Annotated in this window: 22 protein-coding genes; 9 read left to right on the top strand and 13 right to left on the bottom strand. The window is 72.8% G+C overall.

All coding sequences use genetic code 11. The features are described 5' to 3' along the window. Nucleotides 1–11: 11 nt before the first annotated feature. The 4 genes from HNR67_RS45480 to HNR67_RS42950 form a co-directional block, all read right to left on the bottom strand. Nucleotides 12–1,259, bottom strand: a complete 1,248-nt coding sequence (locus HNR67_RS45480; RefSeq protein WP_185009741.1) for a glycosyltransferase — start codon at nt 1,257–1,259, stop codon at nt 12–14. Further along, a complete protein-coding gene (locus tag HNR67_RS45475) occupies nt 1,256–2,164 on the bottom strand; it encodes a hypothetical protein (protein WP_185009739.1) in 909 nt (302 codons plus the stop codon). Before HNR67_RS45475 ends, HNR67_RS45480 begins: the two co-directional genes overlap by 4 nt. Nucleotides 2,165–2,265: 101 nt before the next feature. Continuing rightward, nucleotides 2,266–3,600, bottom strand: a complete 1,335-nt coding sequence (locus HNR67_RS42955; RefSeq protein ID WP_185009737.1) for a cytochrome P450 — start codon at nt 3,598–3,600, stop codon at nt 2,266–2,268. Between the two features lie 182 nt (nt 3,601–3,782). Beyond that, nucleotides 3,783–4,601 carry an SAM-dependent methyltransferase gene (locus HNR67_RS42950; RefSeq protein ID WP_312989430.1) on the bottom strand — a complete coding sequence of 273 codons (819 nt, stop codon included), beginning with the start codon at nt 4,599–4,601 and terminating at the stop codon, nt 3,783–3,785. 215 nt (nt 4,602–4,816) lie between these two features. Here HNR67_RS42950 and HNR67_RS42945 point away from each other — a divergent pair, with 215 nt between their 5' ends. The 3 genes from HNR67_RS42945 (at nt 4,817) to HNR67_RS42935 (ending at nt 8,922) form a co-directional block, all read left to right on the top strand. Continuing rightward, nucleotides 4,817–5,848: an alpha/beta hydrolase gene (locus HNR67_RS42945; protein WP_185009733.1), complete on the top strand. Its 1,032-nt coding sequence runs from the start codon at nt 4,817–4,819 to the stop codon at nt 5,846–5,848. 10 nt (nt 5,849–5,858) lie between these two features. Beyond that, a complete protein-coding gene (locus HNR67_RS42940) occupies nt 5,859–8,021 on the top strand; it encodes a putative bifunctional diguanylate cyclase/phosphodiesterase (RefSeq protein WP_185009731.1) in 2,163 nt (720 codons plus the stop codon). A 109-nt stretch (nt 8,022–8,130) separates the two neighbouring features. Then, nucleotides 8,131–8,922, top strand: a complete 792-nt coding sequence (locus tag HNR67_RS42935; protein ID WP_185009729.1) for a hypothetical protein — start codon at nt 8,131–8,133, stop codon at nt 8,920–8,922. 279 nt (nt 8,923–9,201) lie between these two features. Here the strand turns inward: HNR67_RS42935 and HNR67_RS42930 are convergent, their stop codons facing one another. The 4 genes from HNR67_RS42930 to HNR67_RS42915 all read right to left on the bottom strand — a co-directional run bounded on the left by HNR67_RS42930 (nt 9,202) and on the right by HNR67_RS42915 (nt 16,061). Further along, nucleotides 9,202–12,093, bottom strand: a complete 2,892-nt coding sequence (locus tag HNR67_RS42930; RefSeq protein WP_185009727.1) for a helix-turn-helix transcriptional regulator — start codon at nt 12,091–12,093, stop codon at nt 9,202–9,204. 86 nt (nt 12,094–12,179) lie between these two features. Continuing rightward, nucleotides 12,180–12,407: a hypothetical protein gene (locus tag HNR67_RS42925; RefSeq protein ID WP_185009726.1), complete on the bottom strand. Its 228-nt coding sequence runs from the start codon at nt 12,405–12,407 to the stop codon at nt 12,180–12,182. Nucleotides 12,408–12,448: 41 nt separating this feature from the next. Next, on the bottom strand, nt 12,449–15,430 hold the full coding sequence (locus HNR67_RS42920) for a type 2 lanthipeptide synthetase LanM family protein (protein ID WP_221490246.1): 2,982 nt from the start codon (nt 15,428–15,430) through the stop codon (nt 12,449–12,451). 88 nt (nt 15,431–15,518) lie between these two features. Further along, nucleotides 15,519–16,061, bottom strand: coding sequence for a helix-turn-helix domain-containing protein (locus HNR67_RS42915; RefSeq protein ID WP_185009724.1), 543 nt, complete (start codon nt 16,059–16,061; stop codon nt 15,519–15,521). Nucleotides 16,062–16,166: 105 nt separating this feature from the next. Between HNR67_RS42915 and HNR67_RS42910 the strand changes: the two genes are divergently transcribed. The 4 genes from HNR67_RS42910 (at nt 16,167) to HNR67_RS42895 (ending at nt 20,119) form a co-directional block, all read left to right on the top strand. Continuing rightward, on the top strand, nt 16,167–16,337 hold the full coding sequence (locus tag HNR67_RS42910) for a hypothetical protein (RefSeq protein WP_185009722.1): 171 nt from the start codon (nt 16,167–16,169) through the stop codon (nt 16,335–16,337). A 195-nt stretch (nt 16,338–16,532) separates the two neighbouring features. Further along, nucleotides 16,533–17,732, top strand: a complete 1,200-nt coding sequence (locus HNR67_RS42905) for an FIST signal transduction protein (RefSeq protein ID WP_185009720.1) — start codon at nt 16,533–16,535, stop codon at nt 17,730–17,732. Further along, on the top strand, nt 17,732–19,282 hold the full coding sequence (locus tag HNR67_RS42900) for a sensor domain-containing diguanylate cyclase (RefSeq protein ID WP_185009718.1): 1,551 nt from the start codon (nt 17,732–17,734) through the stop codon (nt 19,280–19,282). Before HNR67_RS42905 ends, HNR67_RS42900 begins: the two co-directional genes overlap by 1 nt. A 111-nt stretch (nt 19,283–19,393) precedes the next feature. After that, complete coding sequence (locus HNR67_RS42895; protein WP_185009716.1) at nt 19,394–20,119, top strand: DUF2306 domain-containing protein; 726 nt, start codon at nt 19,394–19,396, stop codon at nt 20,117–20,119. Here the strand turns inward: HNR67_RS42895 and HNR67_RS42890 are convergent. From HNR67_RS42890 to HNR67_RS42870, 5 genes are all read right to left on the bottom strand, one after another. Continuing rightward, on the bottom strand, nt 20,078–21,760 hold the full coding sequence (locus tag HNR67_RS42890; RefSeq protein WP_185009715.1) for a DUF4153 domain-containing protein: 1,683 nt from the start codon (nt 21,758–21,760) through the stop codon (nt 20,078–20,080). The two genes, HNR67_RS42895 and HNR67_RS42890, sit on opposite strands and share 42 nt — an antisense overlap. A gap of 67 nt (nt 21,761–21,827) precedes the next feature. After that, the gene (locus tag HNR67_RS42885; protein WP_312989421.1) at nt 21,828–22,871 is read right to left on the bottom strand and encodes a HAMP domain-containing sensor histidine kinase; all 1,044 of its coding nucleotides are present in this window, start codon (nt 22,869–22,871) and stop codon (nt 21,828–21,830) included. Continuing rightward, a complete protein-coding gene (locus tag HNR67_RS42880) occupies nt 22,868–23,554 on the bottom strand; it encodes a response regulator transcription factor (protein WP_185009713.1) in 687 nt (228 codons plus the stop codon). Before HNR67_RS42880 ends, HNR67_RS42885 begins: the two co-directional genes overlap by 4 nt. A gap of 84 nt (nt 23,555–23,638) precedes the next feature. Further along, the gene (locus tag HNR67_RS42875; protein WP_185009711.1) at nt 23,639–24,022 is read right to left on the bottom strand and encodes a VOC family protein; all 384 of its coding nucleotides are present in this window, start codon (nt 24,020–24,022) and stop codon (nt 23,639–23,641) included. Nucleotides 24,023–24,044: 22 nt separating this feature from the next. Continuing rightward, complete coding sequence (locus HNR67_RS42870) at nt 24,045–24,854, bottom strand: poly-gamma-glutamate hydrolase family protein (RefSeq protein ID WP_221490245.1); 810 nt, start codon at nt 24,852–24,854, stop codon at nt 24,045–24,047. Between the two features lie 37 nt (nt 24,855–24,891). On the opposite strand from HNR67_RS42870, the gene HNR67_RS42865 reads away from it, so the two are divergent. Both HNR67_RS42865 and HNR67_RS42860 read left to right on the top strand, forming a co-directional pair. Then, the gene (locus HNR67_RS42865; RefSeq protein WP_185009707.1) at nt 24,892–25,455 is read left to right on the top strand and encodes a MarR family winged helix-turn-helix transcriptional regulator; all 564 of its coding nucleotides are present in this window, start codon (nt 24,892–24,894) and stop codon (nt 25,453–25,455) included. A gap of 141 nt (nt 25,456–25,596) precedes the next feature. Next, nucleotides 25,597–26,178, top strand: coding sequence for a C40 family peptidase (locus tag HNR67_RS42860; protein ID WP_185009705.1), 582 nt, complete (start codon nt 25,597–25,599; stop codon nt 26,176–26,178). Nucleotides 26,179–26,201: the final 23 nt, after the last annotated feature.

Genomic DNA, 26,201 nt, shown 5'->3' with positions numbered 1-26,201 from the left:
GCCACGGCGGGCTAGGCGGTGCGGGACAGCTCGCGGTTGCGGCGCAGCCGGGTGCGCCTGGGCCGCTGGCGGAGCTGGGCTGGGGCCGCGGCGACCAGCTCGCGGTAGATCGACTCGAACCGGCCGATGGTGTTCCCGATGGCGTGTTTGGCGATCATGGACTGGCTGGCGTGACCCATGCTGGCCAGCATCTGCGGGTTGCTCAGCGTCTGCGTCAGCCGGGCGGCCAGCACGTGGGCGTTGCCGGGCGGGAACAGCCAGCCGTTGTGCCCAGGGGTGACCAGGTGCGGCAGCGCCATCGCGTCCGCGGCGATCACCGGCTTGCCCGCGGCCATCGCCTCCATGGTGACCAGGCTCTGCAACTCGGCGATGCCGGGCATGCAGAACAGGTCGCAGCGGGCGTAGGCGGCGAGCAGTTCGGCGTCGCTGAGGTGGCCGTGGAAGGTGACCCGGTCCCGCACGCCGAGGCGGTCGGCCAGCTCCTCAAGGCCGGTGCGGCAGCTGCCGTCGCCGACGATCTCCGCGCGCACGTCCAGCTCGGACGGCAGCTTGGCCAGGGCCTGGAGCAGTTCGTCGACCCGCTTCTCCTCGTCCAGCCTGCCGACGAAGAGCACGGTGCGGCCAGGGGACTTCGCGGACGTGGCGGCCGTGCGGTACTTCTCGATGTCGATGCCGCAGGAGATGGCCAGTGCCTCCCGGCCGAGTTTGTTGGCCTGCAACAACTCCACCGCGCGCGGGGTGGGCGCGGTGACCACCTGGGCCCGGCCGAACACCGACACCAGGTCCCGCCAGGCCAGCCGGGCGCTGGTCGAGCGCAGCCAGCCGGGCATCTTGACCAGCGCGAACAGGTTCTCCGGCATGAAGTGGTTGGTGGCGACCAGCGGGATGCCCAGCGCGGGCGCGGCCTTGGCCAGCGCGCGGCCGACCACGAAGTGCGCCTGCACGTGCACCACGTCCGGCTGCAGTTCGCGCAGCAGCTCGGTGGCGGTCCGGTTCGCCTGCCAGGGCACCGAGAAGCGGAACTTCTGGTAGAAGGGCCAGCGGTAGGAACGCACCTGGTGCACGGTGATCCCGTCCAGCGCGTGCGACCCGGCGAGCAGCTCCACCGAGGGGTCAGGGGCCGGGCAGAGCACGTGCACGTCGTGGCCCGCGGCGGCCAGTCCACTGGCCAGGCGGTGGGCGAAGTTGGCCGCGCCGTTGACATCCGGCGGGAAGGTGTCCGCGCCGATGACGATGCGGAGTGCGCGCTGACTGGTCATGGTGCCGTCCTGTTCTGGGCTGACCAGGCAGGCTTGCACTGGTCCATGGCGGGGAGGTGAAGATCCTGCGGCCGCTGGAAGGCGAGCAGGGTGACGCCGGCCAACGCGATGGCGGCGCAGGCGAGTTCGGCCACGGCCACCCACGGCGGGGTGCCCGCGGCCTCGCCGAGCAGGCCGACGCCCATCGCGACGGCGACCAGCGGATCAAGCACGGTCAGGCAGGCCACCACGTGGTGCGGGCGGCCGCTGGCGTAGGCCTGCTGCACGCACCAGCCGCCGCCGAGCAGCGCCAGGCCGATCCCGGCCACCGCGAGCAGCGAGATGCCCTGGCCTGCCTGGAACTGGTGCGCGGTCAGCCGGACCAGCACCGAGACCACCCCGTAGGCCACCCCGCCGCCGGCGCCGAGGGCGAGGCAGCGCAGGTTGCCGCGGCTGAGCGAGCCGAGGATGGCCAGCGCGGTCACCGCGAGCGTGCCGAGCAGCAGCACGTCGGTGAGCGCGCCGGGCGGTGGCGAGCCCGCCGCGCTGCCCGCGGCGAAGGCGACGAAGCCGCCCATGCCGAGGGTGGCGGTGAGCACCGGCGCGAGCAGCGTGCCGGTGACCCGGCGCCCGGTCTGCCGCGCGTCCAGCACCGCGGCCAGGACCAGGGCCAGCACGCCGACCGGCTGGACCACGATCAGCGGTCCGATGGCCACCGCGATGGCGTGCAGCACGGTCCCGGCGCCGAGCAGGGCCAGGCCGAACAGCCAGCGCGGATCCCGGACCAGCCGCCACAGCGTGGCCAGCCGCAGCCGCACACCGTCGCCGGTGGCGTGCACGGCGGCGTGCTGGACGCGGGCGGCCCCGGCGTAACAGCAGGCGCCGACCACCGCGAGCAGCACGGCCAGTCCGGTCAGATCGATCACTCCGCCAACACTGGTCGGCCGCACGGTCGCGACCATCCGGGAAAGCCCCCGGGACAACCCTTAGCTGTCCCCTAATCAAGTCAGGGACCTGCGGAAATCGGTCAGGATTGGGGGGTTACCACCCTTGTCGCGAGCACCGGGACCGAGCTGGGTTTGAGGAACGCGCGGGTGACCTCGCGGACCCGGGCGCCCGGCGCCAGGGCGAGGTCCCAGTGCCGGTACACCGCGGCCACCGTCAGCGCCATCTCGGTCCAGGCGAAGTTGTCGCCGACGCAGTGGTGCGCGCCGCCGCCGAAGGGGAAGAACCGGGTGCGCCGCCACAGTTTGGCGTCCGGGTGCAGCCAGCGGTCCGGGTCGAAGCGCAGTGGATCGGGGTAGAGCGCCGGATCCCGGTGCAGGGTGGGCGGGACCACCAGCACCTCGGTGCCGGCCGGCAGGTCGGCGCCACCGAGCCGGACCGGTTCCACACTGGTGCGCATGAGCAGCCAGACCGGGGTGTGCAGGCGCAGTGTCTCGGTGATCACTCTGTCTACATAGGACAGTTCGGGCAGGTCCCATGGTCCGGCCTGGCGGTCGCCGAGCACCCTGGTCAGCTCGGCGCGCACCCGGTCCGCGATCGCGGGGTGGGCGGCGAGTTCGTAGCCCAGCCAGGACAACGCGGTCGCGGTGGTCTCGGTGCCGGCCATCAGCAGGTTCAGCACCTGCGCGCGGATCTCCTCATCGGGCACGGGTTCGCCGGTGACCAGCATGGACAGCAGGTCGCCGTGGTCGATGCCGGAGGCCCGGTAGTCGTCGATGGCCTTGTCCACGATGGAGGTCAGCCGGAGCAGGGCCTCGTCGAAGCGGCGGTTGGCCGGGGTGGGCAGGTGCTCCAGGAACTCCGGCAGCAGCGCCCGGCTGGTCACCCCGTTGAGCACCGGGGCCAGCGAGCGGTGGATCTCGGCCACCGCGGCCTGGCTGAAATCGGTGTGGAACAACGACTTCGCGGTGACGTTGAGGGTCAGCTCGGCCATCTGCTCGTCCAGCCGGAACCGCCTGCCCTCGGGCCAGGCCGCGGTGATCCGCTCGATCTCGGCCCGCATGATGGCGGCGTAGCCGGTGATCCGGGCACGGTGGAAGGCAGGCTGCACGATCCGCCGCTGTTCGAGGTGCTCCGGGTTGTCCGCGGTGGCCAGGCCGTTGCCGAGCAACTGCCTGGCCTTGCGGAAGACCTTGCCGCGCTGGAACTTCGCCGCGTCGGTCACCAGCACCTGCCGGATCAGCTCCGGCGCGTTGACCAGGTAGACCGGGCGGGCGCCGAGGTGGAAGGCCACCAGCTCGCCCTGCCGTCGCAGGCTTTGCAGGAACTGCAACGGATCCCGGCTCATCGCCGGGAGGTGGCCCAGCACCGGGAGCCTGCCCGGTGCGATCGGGATGGACGGCAGGACGGCGCTCATGGTGGCCTCCACTGACGTGCCTAGGGCGTGTCTTCACAGCCACGCAAGCGATAGCCGCGCCGAGGCGGCCCCTGGTGGCACGGCCGGACCGCCCGAATACGCCCGGTATGAGGGCGGCCCGGCCGCGCCACCAGGAACCACCTCGATCACGACTCTCGCCCACGCGACTGTGAAGACGCGCCCTAGGGTTTGCGGGCCACCGCCGCGAGCAGTGAGGCGTGCGCCGGCAGGTCGGTGACCAGCCGCAACGGGGTGTTCGGGCGCCACTGCGAGGTGAAGACCAGGCCGGGGTCGACCAGGTCCAGCCCGTCGAACAGACCCGCGATCCAGTCCCGGGATCGGGCCGCCCCGGCGGCGGTGGTGGACCGGGACAGCTCGACCAGTTGACGGACCTCCGCCGAGCCCTCGGCGCCGTCGTCGGTGATGTGCGAGACGACCAGGTAGCTGCCGGAGGGGACCGCGTCCAGGTACTTGCGCACCAGGGCGGCGGCCTCGTCGGCGTCGAGCACGTAGTGCAGTGAGGAAGCCATGATCACGGCCACCGGCTCGGCGAAGTCGAGCAGGCCGCGGGTGACCGGGCTGGCCAGCACGTCCTCGGCGGCGCGCATGTCCGCGCCGAGGATGCCCGCGCCCGGCACCGTGGCCAGGATCAACTCGCTGTGCGCGACCGCGACCTGTTCCTGCTCCACGTAGACCACCCGGGACTCCGGATCGATCTCCACGGCCATCTCGTGCACGCTCTTGGAGGTCGGCATGCCCGAGCCGAGGTCGAGGAACTGGCTGACCCCGGCCTCGGCGCAGTACCGGACCGCGCGGCCGAGGAAGGTGCGGTTGTAGCGGGCGAGGTCCCGGACCCAGGGCATCCGCGCCACGGCCGCGTTGGCCATCTCGCGATCAGCCTGGAAGTTCCACGCCCCGCCGAGCAGGTAGTCGTAGACCCGGGCCGGGCTGGCGCGGTCCACGTCGATGTCAGGTGGTACCCAGCTGGTCTGGGTGCTCACAAGCACGCACATCCCATCGTGTGGTGACAGTGCGGCCCGGCCGGATGCGGGGCCGAAGCAGTCACTGTGCTGGCAGAGGAAGGGAAGACGGTAGGGGTATCGCCCGGAAAGCGGCCGGAGGTTAACCGGATCGGGTCATTAGGTAGCGGCTTGTTACGCAGAGGGTTGTAGTATGCACGCTCTGTTGACCGTCCCCTTCGGGAAGAGGAAACACCGTGCGACCCCTCCGGGTTCTTGGCACCGCACTGTTCACCGCCCTCACCCTGCTGACCAGCCCGTTGACCGCCGTTGCCGCGGACGCCCAGGTGCGTTGCGCCGAGGTCGAGGTGCCGGTCTCCTTCGGACTGGGCCTGCTGCGTGAGACCGTGCACGGCACACATTGCGCGCCGGTGGGCGCCACCCCCGATGCGGTGCAGTTGCTGGTGCACGGCGGCACCTACAACCGGCACTACTGGAACCTGCCCTTCGCCCAGGGCCGCTACTCCTACCAGCGGGACATGGCCCGCGCCGGGCACGCCACCTTCGCCATCGACGCGCTCGGCAGCGGGGACAGCTCGAAACCGTTGAGCGCCTTGATCACCGGCACCGCGCAGGCCGGGATCGTGCACCAGATCGTGGGCAAGCTGCGGGCCGGCGCGGTCGGCGGCGTCAAGTACCGGCGGGTGGTGCTGGTCGGGCACTCCATGGGCTCGGGCATCGTGCTGCTGGCCGCCGCGCTGCACCACAGCGGGGACGGCGTGGTGTTCACCGGCATGACGCACTCGATGGACCTGCTGGCGCTGGCCGGGGTCTTCGTCAAGGGCATCACACCCTCGGTGCTGGACCCGGTGCTCGGCGGCCGGGGCCTCGACCCCGGGTACCTCACCACCTGGCCGGGCACCCGCGGTGTCTTCCACGAGGGCGGCGCGGTGGAGCCGGGTGTGGTGGCCGCCGACGACGCCACCAAGGACCAGGTGGCCGCGACCGTGGTGGCCGACCTGCTGCCGTTCGGCTTCATCCTGCCGGTGTCCCAGGGCATCAAGGTGCCGGTGCTGATCGCCAACGGGGACAAGGACAACCTGTTCTGCGCCTTCTCCTGCAAGGACGAGCCGACCCTGCTGGCCAGCGAGCGGCCGTACTTCAGCCAGGAGGCGAAGCTGGCCGTGCACCTGGTGCCTGGGGCCGGGCACTCCGTGGCGCTTGGCAAGGGCGCTGCACTGCACCGGGATGCGATCCGCGGCTGGCTGCGGTCCACCTTCCCGGGCTGAGCGGGTCCCGGTGACCCTGCCCATGCCGGAGAGCGGGCGGCCCGTCGGGGCCGTGCCGCTCTCCCCGGCCGAGCGCGCCAAGGCGCGGGCCCGGCTGGCCCGCCGGTGGGCCGGGCAGATCAGCACCACCGAGTACGTGCCGCTGGAGCCGGAGGAGTTCCAGCGCAGCCTGGACGCCATGCTGGACGCGCTGGTCAGCGCGGCCCGCGCGGAGCCGTTCCAGGCCCAGCAGGCCGCCGCGCACGGCGCCGGGCTGGTCGAGGCGGGCTGCACCGGTCCGGCGGCGTTGCAGCACACCATGGACGTGCTGGGCAAGGGACTGCTGGAGCTGCCCGAGCTGGCCGGTTCGCCGCACAACCCGGCCAGGGTGGTGCAGTTGCTCGGCGCGCTGGCGGCCGGGTACAGCGAGGCGGTGCGGCTGCGCACGTTGTCCCAGCAGGACACCATGCTCAAGGCGCTGCGGGTGACCCTGCAGGACCGGAGCCGGGAGCTGACCCTGGCCAACGCCCGGTTCGAGCACCTGCTGGCCGGCACCAGCAGCGGGGTCGCGGTCACCGACGCCGACGGCCGCATCCTGGTGGTCAACGACGCGCTGGCCAAGATCCTGGGGCTGGCCGAGCACGAACTGCCGCCGGGGTCGCTGTTCGAGCTGAGCCACCCGGAGGACGTGGCCGCGCTGCGCAACGCCTACCGCTCGCTGCTGGAGGGCCGCAGCACCCGCACCCGCAACGAGCACCGGCTGGTGCGCGCCGACGGCGAGCGGATCTGGGCGGTGCTCTGCCTGGCCGCGGTGCGGCCGGGTGAGCCGGGCAGCCAGGTGGTCGCGGTGCTGGAGGACAGTTCGGAGCTGAAGTTGTTGCAGGGCCAGATGAATCGGCAGGCCTTGCACGACCGGCTGACCCAGCTGCCGAACCGGCAGTACTTCGGCAGCAACCTGGAACGGGTGCTGCGGCACGCCGACCCGGCGGCCGGGATCACCCTGTACCACCTGGACCTGGACGGGTTCTCGCTGATCACGCACGGGCTGGGCAGGCAGATCGGCGATCTGGTGCTGGACACGGTGGCCCGGCGGCTCAAGAACGTGGTGGCGCGGGAACAGGCGATGGTGGCCCGCTTCGGCGCGGACGAGTTCGCGGTGCTGGTGCAGAACGGGCCGGGCACCCCGGATGTGGTGCGGATGATCGAGCGGATCACCGCGGCACTGGCCGAACCGCTCTACGTCGGCGAGTCCGGGCTGGCCACCACGGCCTGCCTCGGTGTGGTGGACCGGCCCTCGCGGGACCTCTCCGCCGAGCAGCTGCTGGAGGCCGCCGAGTTGGCGCTGGCCAGGGCCAAGCGCAACGGCTGCGCGCAGTGGGCGCTGTTCGACCCGTTCCAGGACGCCAGGGACCGGGAGCGGGCCGGCCTGGCCGCCGCGCTGCCGGGGGCCTGGGAGACCGGTCAGCTGGCCGTCGCCTACCAGCCGCTGTCCACAATGGACGGATCAAGGGTGCTGGGCGTGGACGCGCTGCTGCACTGGGACCACCCGCGGCGCGGCCCGGTGCGGCACGAGCTGTGCGCGGACCTGGCCGAGCAGACCGGCCTGATCATGACCCTGGGCGTGGCGGTGCTGCGCCGGGCCTGCGCGCAGGTCCAGCAGTGGCGGGAACAGGGCCATGACGTGCCGCTGCACATCGCGCTGACCGCCAACCAGTCCGCCGACCCGGACCTGGTCCGCCACGTCCGGTCCATTGTGGACAGCACAGGGATGCCGCCGGACCAGCTCTGGCTGGGCATGCCCGCGCCCGCGCTGCTCAACCCGGCCACCGAGGCCGCGGAGAACCTGCGGCTGCTGGCCGCGGCGGGGGTGCGCACCGAGCTGCTGGAGTTCAGTGCCACCGCCGCCGACCTGACCTGCCTGGAGGACCTGCCGCTGAGCGCGGTCCGGGTGGCCAGGGCGCTGGTGGACCGGCAGGCGCACCGAACCGGCCCGGACTCGCTGGTGGCCAGGGGACTGCGCGAGTTGCTGCGGCTGGTCAGGGCGGCCGGGGTGACCGTGTTCGTCACCGGCGTCGAGCACGAGGCCCAGGCCGCCTGGTGGCAGTCGGTCGGGGTGGACGCGGCCCGCGGCGGGCATTTCGCGCCCGCGGGGCCGCCGGAGCGGATCCTGGACCTGCTGGACCCGCGGGGCTAGGCCCCGTCCGGATGAATCACCGGTCACCCTCCGCAGTGCTCAGGCGTGCAGATCACGCTCGGATTCCTGGATCTTCAGTCCGGGCGCGCGGAACGGCACACTGTCCGGCGTGGCACCGCATGAACTGACCGCGGCCGGCTGGCCCGCCCTGGACGTCCCCGCCGCCCGCCGGGTGGCCGAGGACGTGGCCGCGCGGCACGGCGTCGGCGTGCGGGAGGTCTTCCGCTACACCTACGCCGGGCGTGGCGCGCCGGTCGCCGTCTTCGACGTGGCGGGCCGGGACTTCGCGCTGGTCCCCGGCGGCCCGGTGCCACTGGGCTTCGACGAGCGCGGCTGGACGCCGAGCGAGGAGGAGATGGCCTCCTTCCTCGGCGATGAGGACGCGCTGTCCCCCGCCGCCGAACCAGTGCGCAGCACCCCGTACGAACCGGAGTTCGCCGACGCCGACCTCACCGAGATCCGCGCCCGCCTGGCCCGCCGCACCACCCGCCCGAGAGTGGTCGAGCTGCCACCCCTGCTGGTCGCGGTCGAGGCGGTCGCCGCCGGTTCCCGCGGCCACGCCGAGGTGGCGGCCGAACTCGCCGCCCTCGGCCAGCGCTTACCAGCCGCCGACGAGTGGGAACACGCCGCCGCCTGCGGCGCCCGCTCCCTGTTCCCCTGGGGCGACCGCTTCCCCAGCAGCGCCAACACCGTCGACCCCAGCGTGCCCAACCTCTTCGGCCTCCGCATAGCCCACCACCCCGACGAACCAGAACTGACCACCGACCCCACCCTCACCCTGGGCGCCTGCGCCCCAGGCGAAGGCCCCTGGTTCGAGGCCCGCCTGGCCCACGCCCCCGCCTTCCGAGGCGCCCCCGCAGGCAACCGCCCCCTCTTCATCCGAGCCGTCCTCCCCATCTAGCCCCCCAGCTCCGGCGTGTTGGCCGAACTTGTACGCCATGTTGGCCGGTTTGGTACGCCACGTTGGCCGTTGTGGGACGGTGTGTTGGCCGTTGCAGGCGGGGGAGGCGGTGGCCGTTGGGGTGGGTGGGCGGAGCCCGAAGCGGGGAGCGGGGATGGGGAACCGTAAGAGCACTGCTCGCTGCTCTTGATCTTCGCTCTTGTCCCACAACAGCCAACACGCCGTACAACAACGGCCAACACACCGTACGACAACGGCCAACACGCCGATCGGGGAGAGCTAGTCCAGGTCAGCCGCGTACTCGCTGAGGGCGATTCGGTTGGGCAGGCCGGTTTTGGTGATCAGGTTGGAGACGTGCCGTTCCACCGTGCGTGGCGACAGATGCAGCCGCTCCGCGATTTCTCGGTTGCCCAGGCGGCCGACCAGCAGTCGCAGTACCTCGAACTCGCGTACGGTCACCCCGACTGAGCGCAGGCCGGGTGGGATGCCGCCCGCACCCTCGCGGTGCTGGGAGACCCGCACGCCTGCCTTGCGCAACAACGCCCGGCAGGCACCGGCGACCGAGGACCCCTCCAGCCGGTGGAAGTAACTCTCCGCCGTACGCAGCCAGTCCACCGGCTCGCCCCAGCCCGCGCGCAACGCCTCCTCGCCGACCAGCCGCAGCCCCAGGTGCCTGCTCATCTCATACGGCTGCCCGACCCGCAGCGCCTCGAAGACCGCCTCGGCCGCCTCCTCCCCGCGACCCTCCCGGCCCAGCAGCACCGCCCTGGCGAAGCAGGCGAACTGGCGGTCCCAGCGCAGGCCGCCCGCCGGGTTGGCGGCGAGTTCCTCGTAGGCGGCGCGGCCGGTCTGGCCGCACAGCACGGTGAGCAGCAGGTGCAGGCCGTGCCTGCCGGAGAGGTGGAAGACCGAACTCTCGCCGTCCTCGCCGTCCAGGGCGCGGGCGAGTTCGACCAGCGCGCGCGGGCGATCCTCCTCCAGCAGCGCGCAGAAGCTGCCTGCCAGACCGTGGATGCGGGGGGCGTGCAGGGCCGGGTCGCCGTGCCAGGCGCGGAACTCGGCCAGGGCCTCGTCCAGTTCGCGGCGGCGGCCCTGGTGGCCGGCCAGCACCGCGCGCAGCAGCAGCACGTACTGGGTGGTTTCCAGGAGTTTCAGCCGGGTGGTGGCCGGCAGGACGCCGTCGATGAGGGTGCGGGCGGTGTCGAACTCGCCGCGCAGGATGGAGTGCAGCGCGATGCTCGCCTCGGCCTGGTAGCGGGCGGTGATCGCACCCGCGGCCGAGGCCAGTTCGCGGGTGTGTTCCAGGCGGTCCAGGGCACCCGTGCGCAGGGCGTCGTCGTTGCCGAGGCGGATCAGCGCGTGGATCTCCCAGATCGGCAGCTGATGCCGGACCGCGACCGAGCGGGCCCGTTCCAGGCAGGCGGTGGCCTCCTCCGGGTCGCGATGCCGGGTGATCGCGCCGAGTAGCTGCCAGGCCTGGCAGGCCACCACCGGCAGCGGCACCGTCTCGGCCACCTCGGCGGCCTGCCGGGCCAGGCGTTCGGCGGTGGCCAGCTGGCTGGGGCCGGGGATGTCCAGGGCCAGGTGCGCGGCGACCACGTCGATCGGCGCGGTGTCCTCGGCGGCCGGGTCCGGGCCGAGCAGCGCGCGGGCCGCCTCGACCTGCACGATCCCGTCCGCGGACCGGCCCGCCACCGCGGCGGCCCAGCCCAGCCGGGTGTGCAGGTGCGCGCGACGGCGCGGGTCCAGGCCGCCGACCTGGTCCAGGATGGCCACCGAGTCCAGCGCGCGTTCCACCTCGCCCGCCTCGGCCAAGGCGTGCACGAGCAGCTCCAGTGCGTTGGCCCGGCTGGCGGCCTCGTCGTGCCGGAGCAGTTCCCACGCCTGGTCCAGCAGGGCGACCGCGGAGCCTGCCGCGCCCTGGGCCAGCGCGCGCTTGCCGACCTCGGTGTAGAGCCGGCCGGCCGCGCCGTGCTGACCGGCCGCGCGGCGCAGGGTGGCGGCCACCTGGCACCAGGCGTCGGGCAGGCCGGGATGGACCTGCTCGACCGCGTCGGCCAGCGTGGCGGCCAGTTCGGCCCTGGCCGACTTGTCGATCTGGGCCAGCACCGCCTCCCGGCTGAGCTGGTGGTGGAAGGCGTACCAGTCCGCGGTGGTCTCATCCGGCGCGACCAGCTGGGCGGCCAGGTCGCCGTGCAGCAGGCTGAGCAGTTCCCGGTCGGACAGGCCGGTGACCCGCTGCACCACGGTGAGCGGGAAGCGCTGGCCGAGCACGGCGGCCACCGTGAGCAGGTCGCGGGCCTGCGGGCTGAGCGCCTCGACCCGCTGGGCCAGCGCCCTGGAGACGGTGGTGGGCAGGGTGGCTGGCAGTTCCTCGGCGATGCTGACCACGCCGCCGGTGGCGGTGATCAGGCCGCCCTCGGCCATGCTGGCCACCAGCTCCTCGATCATGAACGGGTTGCCGCCGCTGCCCGCCCACAGCAGGTCGGTGACGGCGGGCGGCACCGCGGCCACGTCCAGGCAGGAGGCGGCCAGCGCGGCGAGTCCGGCCCGGTCCAGCTGGTTCAGCTCGATCAGCACGCACTGACCGCGCTGGGCGGCGGCGCGGGCGATCCGCAGCGCCGCGCACGGCTCGTCCCTGATCGCGCCGAGCAGCAGGGTGGGCTGCAGGTCCAGGTTGTCGATCAGGTACTCCAGCACGGCGAGCGTCTCCGCGTCGGCGTGCTGCAGGTCGTCCAGGGCCAGCAGGCAACCGCGGTCCCGGCCGACCAGCCCGGTCAGCCGCAGCACCGCCTCGGCCAGGATGACCAGTGAATCGCCCTCCCGGCTGCCGCCGTCGCCCCAGCCGGGCAGCAGGCGGCCGAGCACCGGGCCGTACGGGCCCAGCGCGGCCGGTTGCACGTCCTCGGAGCGCAGCAGCGAGAGCAGCGCCTCGGTGAGCGGCCGGAACGGGGCCATCGGGTCGATCGCGCTGGCCCGTCCGCGCATCAGGCTCATCCCGGCGGAGTAGGCCGATTCGGCTATCGCGGCGGCCAGCCGGGACTTGCCCATGCCGCTCTCGCCCACCAGGAAGACAGCGCCGCCGCGTCCGGCGCGGGCCGCTGCAAGAACGGCCATCACGGCCTGTAGCTCGGTGTCCCGACCGATCAGGATCGACGAACGGTGCCGCACTCAGCGGACATTAGCCGCTGCCGAAAGGCCAGTCAGGTCCCGTGACCCGACTGGCCGTTCGGCTGCCCGCTTGGGCAGTGCTGGGATCAGAGGGTCACCGGCGGGCAGCAGGTGGTGATCCCGGCCGCGGTGCTCTCGTCCACCGGCGCGCCCGCGGCGCTGCCGAAGAAGCCGACGGCGAGCAGACCGACCGGCAGCGCGAGCCGGGTCAGCGCGACCGCGCGGGCGCCGAAGTTCAGTTCGGGCAGCAGCCGCAGGGCGCCGACCGGCTCGGTGAAGTCGTGCAGCTCGGGGGTCTGGATGTGCTTCGACAAGGGAGTTTCTCCTGTCATCGGGGTATCCACTGGGGGTCGGATCAGCTTTGGAGCAACAGGACCGATGGGACCTGTTCGGGGCAGGCGAGGCGGAGCAGGCCGTAGCCGATCCCGGCGAGCCCGTTGAACAGGCCGGGGGTGGGCACACCGGCTGGTGCGCCGCAGGTGGGACCGAGCCGGTGCAGGGCGTCGAGCAGCTGTCCGGCGCGGCGTCGGCGGGCGGCCTGGGGGCCGTCCAGCACGGTCAAGGTCTCCTGCACGCCCAGCTCGCCGTGGCAGAGGCTGAGATCGCGCAGGACGGGGTGGTCGGCGAGGTCGCCGAGGTCGCCGGTGGCCAGTGCGAGCCCGGCGGCGCCCGCGCACCAGCCGGGCCCCGCGGCCGAGGACCGGCGCGTGGCCTCGGCCGCGAGGTCAGGACGCCGGCCGTCCTGGGCGAGTGCCCAGGCCAGTCCGGCGAAACCGTTGGCGAACCCGCCGGGCAGCGCCAGGTCCTGGTCCAGGCAGTGCGCCAGGTGCGCGGCGCAGCCCTCGGCCAGGGCCCGCGCGGCGGGCAGTCCGGTGATCGTGTGCACGGCGCGCATCGCGGTCAGGCAGCCCGCGGTGCCGGTCGCCCAGCTCGGGTCGGCGCCCGCGGTGGCGGCGGCCCCGGCCAGTCCGACCGCGGTCTCCGCGCCGGCGCGCAGGGTGTCCTCGGCCAGCAGCACGGAGAGCCGGGCCAGGCCGTAGGCGATGCCGCCGAGGCCCTGGGTGCCGCCGCAGCCGACCGCGTCCCGCAGCCGGGGCGAGCGCTCCAGCGCGGCGAGCAGTCCGGGCACCCCGCGCAGGGCGCGGCGGGCGGTGTCGGCGTAGCGGGTCACGCCGGTGGCCTCGGCGAGCTGGGCCAGGAACAGCGCCACCCCGATGTGCCCGGTGGCCAGGCCGGCGCCCATGGGCAGCATCAGCCACTGCCGGTCGTCCACGAGTTCCAGGCCGAGCCAGTTGACCCGGTCGCCGCCGGGGATGCCGCGGGCCACGATCTGGTCGGCCACCGCGGAGGCGGCGGCGAGCAGCCGGTCCGGTTCGGCGGCGCTGCCGGTGCGCGGGCCGGGCAGCGGGGTCGCGTCCTGGTGATCACCGGCGGGCTGCCGGGTGGCCAGCGCGGCGGAGATGATCCACTCCTGGTCCTGCCGGTCCACCTCGCCGAAGCGGTCGATCGCGGCCAGCGCGGCGGCCAGTCCGGTCCGGCCCAGCGGCACGCCGAGCGGTTTGCCCGCCGCGGTGCGGATCTCGCCGCCGCCGGGGGCGCTGGTGAACAGCGGCACGTCCCCGGCCCACAGGTCGGTCAGCTCGTGCGGCAGCAGCTGGGCCAGCACCGGGTGCGACCGGCCGGACCACAGCACGGACAGCGCCCGGTCCCGGTCCAGGGCGTCGCGCAGCACGCCGGGATGGGTGGTCTCGTCCAGCAGGGTGGAGTAGGTCCAGGTGGGGCGGGTGACCACGCGCAGCGGCAGGTCGGCCGCGGACTCCGCCAGCGCGGCCAGCTCGTCCCCGTGCGCGCTGATCACGTCGTAGACCAGCCGGAACCCCTCCAGCAGCGCGGTCTCGTGCTCGCCGGGGTCGATCGCGCGACCGTCCAGCACCGGCCGGTTGCGGGCGCCGTCGAAGGTCTTGGCGGCCCGGATCAGGCGCATCGAGTCGGTGCCCGGTTCGGCCCAGTCCACCACGCTGCCAGGGGCGGTGCGGCCGCCGTCGCCGCCGAGCCCGGACATGTCCAGCGCGCCCTGTTCGCCGACCACGATCAGCGGCAGCAACGCGGTCCGGTGCACCGAGGCGGTGAGCGCGTCCGCGGCCGGGTCGCCGGTGCCGGGCGCGCCGGTGAGGTCGGGGTGGAACAGCGTCTCCAGGTCGACCAGCACCGGGGTGCCGCCGTCGGCGATCAGGTTCTCGCAGTGGATGTCGGTGGCCTGCACCGCGTGCAACAGGGCCAGCAGCGCGCCCTGCCTGCGGTAGAACTCGGCCGCCTCGGCCTGGCTGTGCACCGGCGCGCCGGGCAGGTAGGCGGACCAGCCGTAGCCGTCCTTGGCGATGGTGGGCACGGCACGCAGGCCAAGGCCGGGCAGGTGGCTCTCGGTCCAGTCCAGCAGGCGGCCGAGCAGCAGGTGCGCGCCCAGGTCCCTCGGCTTGTAGACCAGTTGCCGCCGGTCGGCGAAGCGCAGCAGGGTGGCCGAGCGCCCGCCGCGGTGCGGATCGCCCTTGCCCGCCTCGATCTCCACCAGCGGACCGGGGTCGGTGCCCTGGAAGAGGGTGGCGACCAGCTCGGCGTGGTCGGCGCTGAGCCGGGCGAGCAGCTCCACGGTGGCCTCGGCGGCGTTCGTACTGGTCTGGGCGAGCAGCCGGGCCAGCACCGGGTAGTCGGTGATCAGCTCGGCCAGGCCGGTGGCGTCGGTGAGCTGGTGGGCGAAATCGGTGAACCGGGCCCGGCCGTCCGCGCCGTGCAGCCGCCCGGCGGTGCGGCGGCGGTGCAGCTCGCCGACCAGGGTGCGGGCCGCGATGGCGAGCAGGCGGCGGGACAGCGTGCGGCTGAAGCTGTCCGCGATCCCGGTCAGGTCCAGGGCGCTGGTGGACAGCGTGGCGGCGCCGGCGGCCACCTGGTCCGCGGCGTCGAGCACGAACGGCCGCAGCGGCCGGGCCAGCGCGTCCCGCCAGTCCAGGCCCTCGGCCGAGGAGCCGGTGAGGGTGGCCGAGATCCGCACCGCGGTCTCGGCGGTCGCCGCCCAGTCCGGCTTGCGGATCCGCGCGGCCAGTTCGGCGGCGGGCTCGGTGCGCAGTGCCTGGGCCGCGTCCATGGTGAGGTTCAGTTCGGCCAGCCGGAGGGTGAACGCGGCATCGAGTCCGTCCTGGTCCCAGTGCCGCGGCCGGTTGCCGGGGCCCGCCGGCACGCCGTGCTCGGCCCGCTCGTGCAGGGCGAGGGCGGGCGCCCACCAGCTCGGGTCCAGGAGGACCTCGGGGCGGGTGTGGCGGGTGGCGTCGGGCACAGCGGACACGCTGCCACCCCATCACCACGTAGTCATGGGTAGGAAGCACGCACATTTCCGCCGACCTGGGTAGGTCAGGTACCTGACCAGCGCGATGTCACCTTCCTGCCGCCCGCACCCACCCCCGCCGGGCCGCCGCCACCCCCGCCTCGAACCGGCTGGCCGCCTCCAGCCGCGCCATCAACGCCGCCACCCGCCGCCGCAACTGCCGAACCGAGAACCCGACCACCCTGGCCGCCGCCTCATCGGTGATCCCGGAGGCCAGCAGTTCGAGGACTCGCCGGTCGACCTCGCTGAGCGGCTCGCCGGGCAGCACGTCGGCGGCGGTGGGCTGGTAGCGGGCGATGAGTTCGGGGAGTTCGGCCCGGGTGTCCCCGGCGCGGCGGTGCCGGCGGAGCAGGTCCTGTTCGACCCGGCCGATGAGTTCGGCCAGGGCGGTGGCGGGGTTGAGCGGGGTCAGGCCGCAGGGGGTGTCCGGGTCGGGGCGGAGGACGCCGAGGTCCAGCAGGGCGTCCAGGACCGGCCCGAGCGGGGTGTTGGCCAGCCAGGAGAGGTGGTCGGTGCTGGCGTCGGGGTTGTCCAGGAGGGCGCGGTAGACGGCTTCGGCCGCCGCGCTGAAACCGAGGTCCCGCAAGGGCATCGCGCTCACTCCGTCCGGGTGGGGGTGGATTGAGCGTGCGCGGTGGGGCGGGGGTGGCGCATGCGTGGCGGGCACGCATCTTCCCTGGTGCGCACACTGGCTGACGTGATCGACGTCGAGCGGACCAGGGACTGGCGGACCCTCGTGGTGAACGGCACTGAGCCGGGGCAGGGGGGCCGCACGGATTCGAGGACCATGCGGGCGGCGATCGGGGTGGTCTTCCGCGTGCTGCGCGAGCAGCCCGGTGACTGGGCGTGGACGGCCGAGCTGTTCTGAGCCCGGCCCACCAGTGTCCACAGTGGACACCCGGACGATTCCGGTTGCGGCGCGCAACGTTGTCCAAAATCGGTCACCGGCTCACACCTCCGATGACTCCGGAACTACGCGAGCGGGTGTCGGATACTCGCGCCTCATGGTGGTGACGCCGGGCTGCCACTACTTTGGTACCGGACTCACCGGCTGGAGGGGTGAATGAGCGGAAACGGCGTCGGGGCCGATGGCCGCTGGCTGGGCGTGGGCTCGGCCGCGGGGCCGGATGCCGCCATCGCGGCATTCCGGGCCGCCTCGGGTGCGCTCAACGGCGAGGATGCCCGGCTGTTGCTGGTCTTCGCCTCCGTGGCCTACGACCCGGCGCAGGTGGCCGAGGGGCTGGCCATGGCCGCTCCTGGGGTGCCGGTGATCGGGTGTTCGTCCAGGGGGGAGATCAGTCCCAGTGGCTCGCGGGGCGGGTCCATCGTGGCGATCGCCTTGGGTGGGCCGGGTTTCTCGGTGACCACCGCGGTCGCCGAGGGGGTGGCCGGGCGGCAGCGGGTGGCCGGGGCCGAGGTGGCCGCGGCGGCCGAGGATGCCTCGGGACTGCCCAACAAGGTGATGTTGCTGCTCACCGACAGCCTGGTGCGCGAGCAGGAGTCGATCCTGCGTGGTTGTTACGGCGTGCTCGGCGCCGGTGTGCCGATGGTCGGTGGCGCGGCGGCCGAGCAACGGGACACCCGCCGGGGACTCGTCGCCAGCACCTTCCTCTTCCACGACGGCAAGGTGCACACCGACGCGGTGGTGGCGGCCACCATCGCCTCGGCCGGGCCGTTGTCGGTCTCGGTCAAGCACGGCTGGCGCAAGTTCGGCGACCCGATGATCGTCACCAGCACCGGGGACGGCAGGGTGTACACGCTCGACGACCGCCCGGCCATGGACGTCTACCTGGACCGGCTGGGCGCACCACCGGAGGCCTACATCGACGCGACCGAGTTCACCCGGTTCGCGCTGCCCCGCCCGCTGGGTGTGCAGCGGCGCAGCGGGGTGCAGCCGCGCAACCTGGCCACCGGCTTCGACCTGGCCGGGCGGACCATCAGCGGTGGCAGCGCGATCGACCACGGCTGCCTGACCTGGGCGATGTGCGGGGACGAGCAGTCCATCCTGGCCGCGGCCGACGAGGCATGCGCGGAGGCCATCGACGGGCTGGGCGGCACGGAACCGTTGGGGCTGCTCACCTTCAGCTGCAGCGCCTTGCTGCCGGTGCTCGGTCAGGACGGCACCCGCCGGGAGAACGAGACCTTCGCCGGGCGCTGCGCGGGCAAGCCCTTCGGTGGGTTCCACACCTCGGGCGAGATCGCGCGGGTGCGCGGGATCGACGGGTTCCACAACCAGACTCTCGCGGTGCTGGCGCTCGGCTGATGGCGGATTCCCTCGAGGCCCTGCACGGCCAGCAGCTACTGGAACTGCTGGCCGTCGTCTCCGCCTACCCCGACGAGGACTCGGCGGTGCACGGCGCGGTGGAACGGGCCGCCCAGGCCCTGGAGGCCGAGGTGGCCGCGGTGGTCTTCGGCAGCGAGGTGACCGCCTGCATCGGCTTCCCGGCCGGGGCGGTGCCGGTGGCCGACCTGCTGGAGGTGACCAGGCAGGAGCGGGCGCACCTGGAGGTGCCTGGCCTCGGCCGCACGCACGCGGTGTCCACCGGCTGGGGTGGCAGTCACCCCGGGCACCTGGTGCTGGCCCGCTGGGCGGAGGAGTTCTCGGTCGAGGAACGCCACCTCATGCGCGGCATGGCCCGGCTGCTGGAACTGACCCTGACCATGCTGCGCACGCTGCAGGCCGAGCACGCCATGCGCGAGCGCAGCGAACGGCAGGCCGCGGAGAACGCCGAACTGGTGGCCACCCTGCGCCAGCGGCAACGGCTGATGGAGCACCTGTTCGAGGTGCAGCGGGCCATCTCCCGCCGTCGCCCGCTGCCGCAGATCCTGGACATGATCACCAACGCGGCCGCTGACCTGCTCGGCGCGGGCATTGTCGGGCTGTGGCTGCGGGATTCGGCCGAGCCGGACGAACTGCGGCTGGCCGCCAGTGTCGGCCTGCGCCCTGACCAGCAGGAACAGCGCTCCGGGGTGCGGCTGGTGGAGACCGGGGCGGCCGGCGAGGCGGTGCTGGTGGAGGACGTGGTGGTGCGGTACGGGCGGCTGCCGGAGGCCGCGCTGCTGCACCGGCTGACCAACGGGCGGCTGCGCGCGGCGATGGCCGCCCCGGTCTATGACAGCGGGGAGGTGGCCGGCAGCCTGCTGATCGGCTCCGGCCAGGCCACCCGCCGCTACGCCAGCGCCGACGTGCAGATGCTGCGCTCCTTCGCCGAGCACGTCAGCCTGGCTCTCACCGACGCCAACACGGTCGAGCAGATGCGCAGGGCCTTCCACGACTCGCTGACCGGACTGGCCAGCCGCGGCCTGTTCCTGGACCAGCTCTCCCAGCTGCTCACCCAGGCCACCCCGCTGACCGCCGGGCCGGACCGGGTGGCGGTGCTGTTCGTGGACCTGGACCGGTTCAAGGCGGTCAACGACACCCTGGGCCACGCGGCCGGCGACAACCTGTTGATCTGCACCGCGGACCGGCTCAAGGCCCAGCTGCGCAGCTCCGATGTGGCCGCCCGGCTGGGCGGGGACGAGTTCGCGGTGCTGCTCACCGGGGTGGAGAACACCGAGGACGCGGTGCTGGTGGCGCAACGGATCCTGCACGCGCTGGCCGAGCCGATGCTCATCGCCGGGCGGCAGCTGCGGGTCAACGCCAGCATCGGCATCGCGCTCAGCCCGCGCGGCACCGCCGATGCCGCCGACCTGATGCGGCGCGCGGATGTGGCCATGTACCAGGCGAAGCGGGCCGGGCGCGGCCGGTACGAGGTGTTCTCCGACGGCATGCTGATCACCGGTGCGGAGGATCTGCCCGATCGGACGGGCTGATCGGCGGTAGGGCTTTGCCCACCTTGAAATGCACGGCCTGACGCCATCGGATCCCGGCCGCGCGCTGCCTAACGTCTCCCTTGACCGAGTAGGCAAGGCATGGGGGAGACGATGACGGACATCCTGACGGCGCAACGGGAACCGGCCGGGACGCGGTGGTGGCGACGGCCATGGGTGGCCCCGCTGTTCCTGCTGGTGGCGGTGTTCCTGGCGTTCTCCCTGCCGCGCTACCTGACCTTCGACCCGGCCCAGTCCCGGGTGCCCGCGCCCGGTGGCGCGAGCTGGCACTACCCGCTGCTGGTGGCGCACGTGCTGCTCGCCTCGATCGCGATGATCACCGGCAGCCTGCAGGTGTGGCCGTGGTTCCGGCAGCGGTATCCGTTGGCGCACAAGTACCTTGGCCGGGTCTACGTCTTCGTCGGGGTGCTCCCGGCGGGCATCAGCGGCTTCATCGTCGGCGCGAACAGCCCGTTCGGGCCGATCAACCAGGTGAGCAACGTGATCCTGGCGGTGCTGTGGCTGGGCTTCACCGCCGCCGCGGTGCACGCGGCCCGGCAGCGCCGCTTCGGCGAGCACCGCAAGTGGATGATCCGCAGCTTCGCGCTGACCATGTCGATCATCACCAACCGGTTGTGGGGCATCCCGGTCGGGCTGTGGCTGGAACCGCAGCTGGAGACCACCTTCGGCGGCAGCGTGGTCGCGCTCAGCCAGGCGGTCTCCGGTCTGACCGCCTGGCTTGGCTGGACGGTGACCCTGCTGGCCGCCGAATGGTGGTTGCAGCGCAGGAAGAAGCGCTCAGTAGGGCCGCGGCAGGCCCCGGCTGTCGCAGTCGCCTAGCGACTCCAGCGGCCGCCGGGCGAGCAGCTCCCTGGCACTCGACCTGGCCGCGTTCCAGTCCCGCCAGCTCGGGTCGGCGGTCAGGTTGCGGCTGATCGGCCCGAGCACGCAGCTGCGCATGGGTTCGGGCAGCCGGTCCAGTACCGGCACCGCGTCGGCCGACATCTCCGCCAGGTACCACGCGTCCAGCCGGGACACCTTGGCCATGTTCCCTTCCGCCACAATGTGTTCCGGGTTCGCCACCGAGAGTCCGAAAAGGACGGTCAGCGCGGAGGTGACCATGATCCGGGGCACCCAGGACCCGCGCAGCCGGACCCCGGCGGCCAGCACCACCAGGTAGACGAAGCCGATCCACAGCTCGCAGGTCAGCACCAGCAGGCGCAGCACGGTGGCGCCGTAGACCTCCTGGTAGGTCAGGATCCGGCTGATCGAGGAGGCCACGATCACCAGGGTCAGCACGGACAGCGCGCCGAGCAGCACCCGCAGCCACAGCCGCTGTGCCACGGTGTCCTTCGGCGCCCACCGGGTGGCCAGGCCGATCACCGCGAGGGTGAGCACGCTGACCGCGCTGAGCTGCCAGAACCCGCCGCGGGCGTGCTCGGCGTAGGTCAGTCCGGCGGTCTGCCGCACGTACTGGTCGCCGCCGAACAACGCCGCCAGCTGCACCGTGACGAACCCGCCGAAGAGCAGTACCAGCACCCCCACCGGCAGTGCCCACTCCAGCAGCGCGATCGTGCGCGGCGAGCGCTCGGCCGCCTTGGGCGCGCCCTTGACCGCCACCAGGCAGGCCCCCGCGGTGCCGAACAGCAGCACCCAGAACACGAATCCGCCGCGCACGATGGCCGGACCGTCCACAGTGGGCAGTGCCACGGAGATCAGCGCGGCGAAGGAGGCGTCCGCCCCGGCGAACAACGCGCCGAAGACCAGCAGCAGCAGCACCGAGACGACCACCGACACCAGCATCCGCCCCCTGCTGCCGCGCACCCGCAGCGCGGCGGCCCCTCGGATCACCCAGTCCAGCCGCACCAGCGCGGTGATCGGCACCGAGAACGCCCCCGCGAACAGGCTGAAGAACGACTTCCCGCCGCCGGCCGCCAGTGACCCGGCCACCCCCGCGCCGAGCACGCACAACACGAACAGCCATGGCGCGTCCCGCACCGCCCCGATCGCCAGCAACCCGATCGCCAGCGACCCCCAGCCCACCCGCAATACCCGTTCCCCTGCCGACAGCTCGACCTCGCCGTCCCGCCGCGCGACCAGCCACACGGCCACCGCCAGCACCAGCCCGACCAGCCCCCAGCCGATCCCCGGCCGGTCCAACGGCAACGCGAACGCTCCGAACAGCCCCACCCCGACCGCCGCCAGCACCACCGCCCCCGGCGCGTACGGCCGCGGCGGCACCGCCGCGAACACCGGCGCCGCCGCGGCCACCACCCCCGTCGCGAGTGTTGGCCGTTCTGGTACACCGTCTTGGCCGTTGCCGGACGCCGACTCGGCCTCCGCGGGCTCAGCCGGGGCGTCCTCCTCGGCCGGGACGTCCGGATCCGTTGTGCCCGCGGCGGTTTCCGGTTCCGCAGTGGCTTCCGGTTCCTGGGCGCCCTTGGCGGCCTGGTCCCACCCGTCGTGTGCTTTCCCGTTCATCCCTCATCCTCAAGGCAGCAGCCATCGGCCCGACCACATCCGTGGCCCGGCAAGTGCGAAAACCCAGTCAGTCAGCCAAGTTCGGCAACGTCACCCGGATCCGGCAGCCCCCGGTCTCCGGTCCGGTCGCGGAAATCGTCCCGCCGTGCAGATCCACCACCCAGCGCGCGATGGCCAGGCCCAGCCCGGTCCCGCCACCGCCGGCCCGTTCCCCCCTGGTGAACCGCTCGAACACCCGGTCCCGCTCGGCAGGCGGGATACCCGGCCCCTCATCGCGGACCTCCAGCACCACCGATTCCGGCCCGGCGCTGGCACTGATCCACACCCGTCCGCCGGGCGGACCGTGCCGGGCCGCGTTGTCCAGCAGGTTCACCAGCACCTGGTGCAGCCTGCCCTGGTCGGCCAGCACCACGGCCGCCGGCGGGTCCACCGCCATGGTGAACCGCACCCCGCGCCCGGCCACCGCGGTCATCACCTCGGTCTCGGCCACCGCCTGGGCCAGCATCGGCGCCAGCGCGCAGTGCTCCTTGTCCAGGGTGAGCGCCCCCGCGTCGATCCGGGACAGGTCCAGCAGTTCGGTGACCAGCAGGCCGAGGCGTTCGGTCTGCGCCAGCGCGGTGTGCATGGTGGCCGAGTCGGGCTGGGTGACCCCGTCCACCACGTTCTCCAGCACCGCGCGCAACGCGGTGATCGGCGTGCGCAGCTCGTGCGAGACGTTCGCGATCAGGTCCCGGCGCTGCTGATCGGCGGCGCCCAGGTCCGCGGCCATCTGGTTGAACGCGGTGGCGAGCTGGCCCACCTCGTCCTTGGAGGTGGCCCGCACCCGCTTGCGGTAGTCCCCGGCGGCCATGCCGATCGCGGCCGAGGTCATGTCCCGCAACGGTTTGGTCATCCCGTGCGCGATCAGCTGGGAGGCCAGCAGCGCGCCGAGCAGCGCGGTGAAGGTGGTGCGCGGCGGGATCCAGCCGATCTGCCACCAGAAGAAGGCCATCGCCACCGTCACCGACCCGATGACCAGCAGGCCCAGCTTGAGCTTGATGGAGCGCACCGGGTCCAGTGGTCTGGGCAGCACGTCCCAGACCGCGTTCGCCCACCGCCGCAGCTTTCTCACGGCGTCTCCAGCGCGTAGCCGATACCGTGCACGGTGCGGATCACATCGCTGCCGAGCTTGCGCCGCAACGCTTTCACGTGACTGTCCACGGTGCGGGTGGCCGCCGGTCCGGCGAAGCCCCACACCTCGGCGAGCAGTTGCTCGCGGGGCAGCACCGCACGCGGCCGCTCGGCCAGCCTGGTCAGCAGCTCGAACTCGGTCGGGGTGAGGTGGACCTCGGTCCCGGCCCGGTGCACCCGCCGTTCCACCGGGTCGATCTCGAGGTCCCCCACCCGCAGCGTCACCCCGGCGGTGCGGGCCTGCGCGGCCCGTTCCACCCGCCGGAGCAGCGCGTGCACCCGGGCGGCCAGCTCCCGGATGGAGAACGGTTTGGTCAGGTAGTCATCCGCGCCGACGGCCAGCCCGACCAGCAGGTCGGTCTCGTCGTCCCGCGCGGTGAGCATCAGCACCGGCACCGCGCGCCTGGCCTGGATCCGCCTGCACACCTCCAGCCCGTCGAAGCCGGGCAGCATGATGTCCAGCACCACCAGGTCCGGGTCCAGCTCGGCGGCCTTGGCCACCGCGGCCGGCCCGTCGTGCGCCAGCTCCACCGCGAAGCCCTCGGCCCGCAGCCGGACCGCGATGGAGCTGGCGATGGTCAACTCGTCCTCGACCACCAGCACCCGGTGCGTTTCCCCTGCCATGGCGCTGACCCTAGGCGGCGGCCATGGAGAGGGGGCGGAGAGAGTGTGAAGATACTGTGCAGGCTACGATCGGTTGCGAGCCGGTCACTCCCCGCTGCCGTACGGGCGGGTGATGATCTCCAGCACGTGCCCGTCCGGCCCGAGGAAGTACACCCCGCGCCCGCCGTCGTTGGTGTTGATCTCATTCGGCCGGGTCTGCGTCGGGTCGGCCCAGTGGTCCAGGCCGCGCTCGGTGATCCGGCCGTAGATCTCGTCGAACTCGGTCTCGCTGATCATGAACGCGTAGTGGTTGGGAACAGGGGTGCCCTCGACGTCCAGGTAGTCGAGCGTGACCTGATTGGACAGTTCCACCGCCAGGAAAGGCCCGAACGGCACGGCGTCCGGCAGTCCGAGCAGCCCGGTGAGGAACTCCGCCGCGACCTTCTTGTCGGTGGCGTGGACGATGGTGTGGTTCAGTTCGATTGCCATACAACGAAGTTAGAATCTCCACCTAACTGGAGGTCAACGCCACATCCGCGATCGCCACCCGGACGGCGGAGACGAAGTCCCAGAAGACCTGCGTGGTGGTGTACCGGCGTTCCGGCCGGGTGTTGGTGCCGAACATGGCATCCCGCAGGCCGGTGGTGAGTTCGAGCTGGCCGCCGCCACCGCTGAGCGTGCGGTTGGCGATGTTCTCCGGATCCCGCCCGGACAGCGTCGGGTGGCCCACCCCGTCCACGGCCTGGAAACCGGCCGCCGCCAACCGGTTCAGCAGTGCCTGCCGGAGCGGGTCGTCCCGCCCGCCGACCAGCACCGCCCGCGCCCCGGCAGGCAGGCCGAGCTGGGCGGGGGAGCAGCCGTGCACGCCCAGCGCCCGCCGCGCGCCACCGGCCAGCGCCCGCGCCACCGGATCGTCGCAGTGCGCGGAGGTCACGTGCAGTTCGCTGTTGTCGGCGGGGCGGATGCCCTCGAACATCCACAGGTCATACCGCGGCCCGTCCGCCGGCGTGGGTTCCAGGGTGCCGGGGTGGTAGCCGCCGATGGCGTGGCACAGCTCGGAGGTGCCGCCCTCGATCCCGCCGCCGTGCGGGGCCAGGATCGCGGTGTCCGGGAACGGAAACCGCTGCCGCAGGTCGTCGTCGAAGCGTTCCGGCCTGCGGTACCGGCGGGCGTAGTCGATGCCCTCCACCAGATCAGGGTCGGCGTAGAGCGCGGTGTTGGACGGGTACTTGTCCGCCGCCGGCGCGGGCCGGGCGGCCAGGACCGGGATCGCGGTCGCGGCCGCCAGGCTGAGGAAGGTTCTCCTGCTCGCGGTGCTCATACCGGCCATTCTGCGTCAGCGAGCTAGGGTCGGCCGGGTGACGAACACGCCGCCGCCTGATGAGACCGACTCCGGGGTGCCCGAGTGGGCGAAGGTCATCCCCGGCCTCGACCCCGCCGTGGAGGGCGTGGTCGACCGGCTGCACCTGGCCAGCCGCTACCTGGAACGACTGGCCGCGGAATGCGCCGCGCCGCAGGGGCTCAGCTCGGCCGACTACGAGATCCTGGCCCGGCTGTACTGGGTCGGCCCGCCGCATCAGCTCACCCCGACCCAGCTCGCCGCCGGCACGCTCAGCCCGGCCACCACGATCACCAGCCGCCTGGAACGCCTGCAGAAGGCCGGGCTGATCATCCGCTCGGTCAGCGGAAACGACCGCCGCTCCACCCCGGCCGAGCTGACCGCGGAAGGCCAGCGGATCTTCCTTTCCGTGGTCACCGAACAGGCCCGACGGGAGCGGGAGGCGATCAGCCCGCTGGGCCCGACCGAACTGGCCGAGCTGGAGCACCTGCTGCGGAGGCTGATGTTCGTGCTGGAACAGAGCCTCGGCCCGGCGCCCCGCCGCGCGCGCCTGGCTGAGGAAGCTGCCCCGCGGCGGAAGTAGTCACTCGCACGAGTTGCGCCATTTGGCCGATACTACGAAATCGTAGTAACTCGTAGCGTTGCCCTCGTTCGCGGTGGCCACCGGCGAGCACGACGTCATACCCGTTGTCCCGCCGGACATTCCGCTTGTGAGGTGCCAGTCATGTCCCGAGTTCACGCTGTGCTGCGCCGGTTCACCGTCGCCCTGCTCGCCTTCGCCGCCGCCGGTTCGCTGGCCGTCGGCCTGGCCCCCTCGGCCGCCGCCGGACCGCACTACCCGTGGCAGGACCCTGGCCGGGCCAGGGCGTTCACCGAGGCCGCGGTCACCCAGCACGGGCTGTCCTACTGCTGGGGCGGCGGCAACGAGAACGGCCCCACCTTCGGCACCCCCGACTCCAGGTGCAACAACAGCACCGGCGCCGGTTTCGACTGCTCCGGCCTGGTGCACCACGCGCTGGCCAAGGCAGGCCGCAACCCGGGCGACCACAACGCCGACTTCTACGGCAAGAACCTCGGCACGATCGTCAACGACGGCAGCCGCAAGCCTGGTGACCTGCTCTTCTACGACTGGGGCAACGACGGCCAGTACGACCACGTGATGATCTACCTTGGCCTCAACCGGGACAACAACAAGATCGAGATCATCGAGGCCAACGGCGATCGCGGCCTGACCGCGGCCACCGGGCACCGGGTGCGCTTCTTCGGGCTGACCGCCCCGCACCGGGTCCGCCGGATCGCGTTCTGATCCGCGCCTGCTCCTGCCCCCGG

The sequence above is a fragment of the Crossiella cryophila genome (assembly GCF_014204915.1).
Lineage (GTDB): Bacteria > Actinomycetota > Actinomycetes > Mycobacteriales > Pseudonocardiaceae > Crossiella > Crossiella cryophila.
The sequence above is the reverse complement of the archived record's forward strand: the minus strand, read 5'-3'. Positions and strand labels throughout refer to the sequence as shown.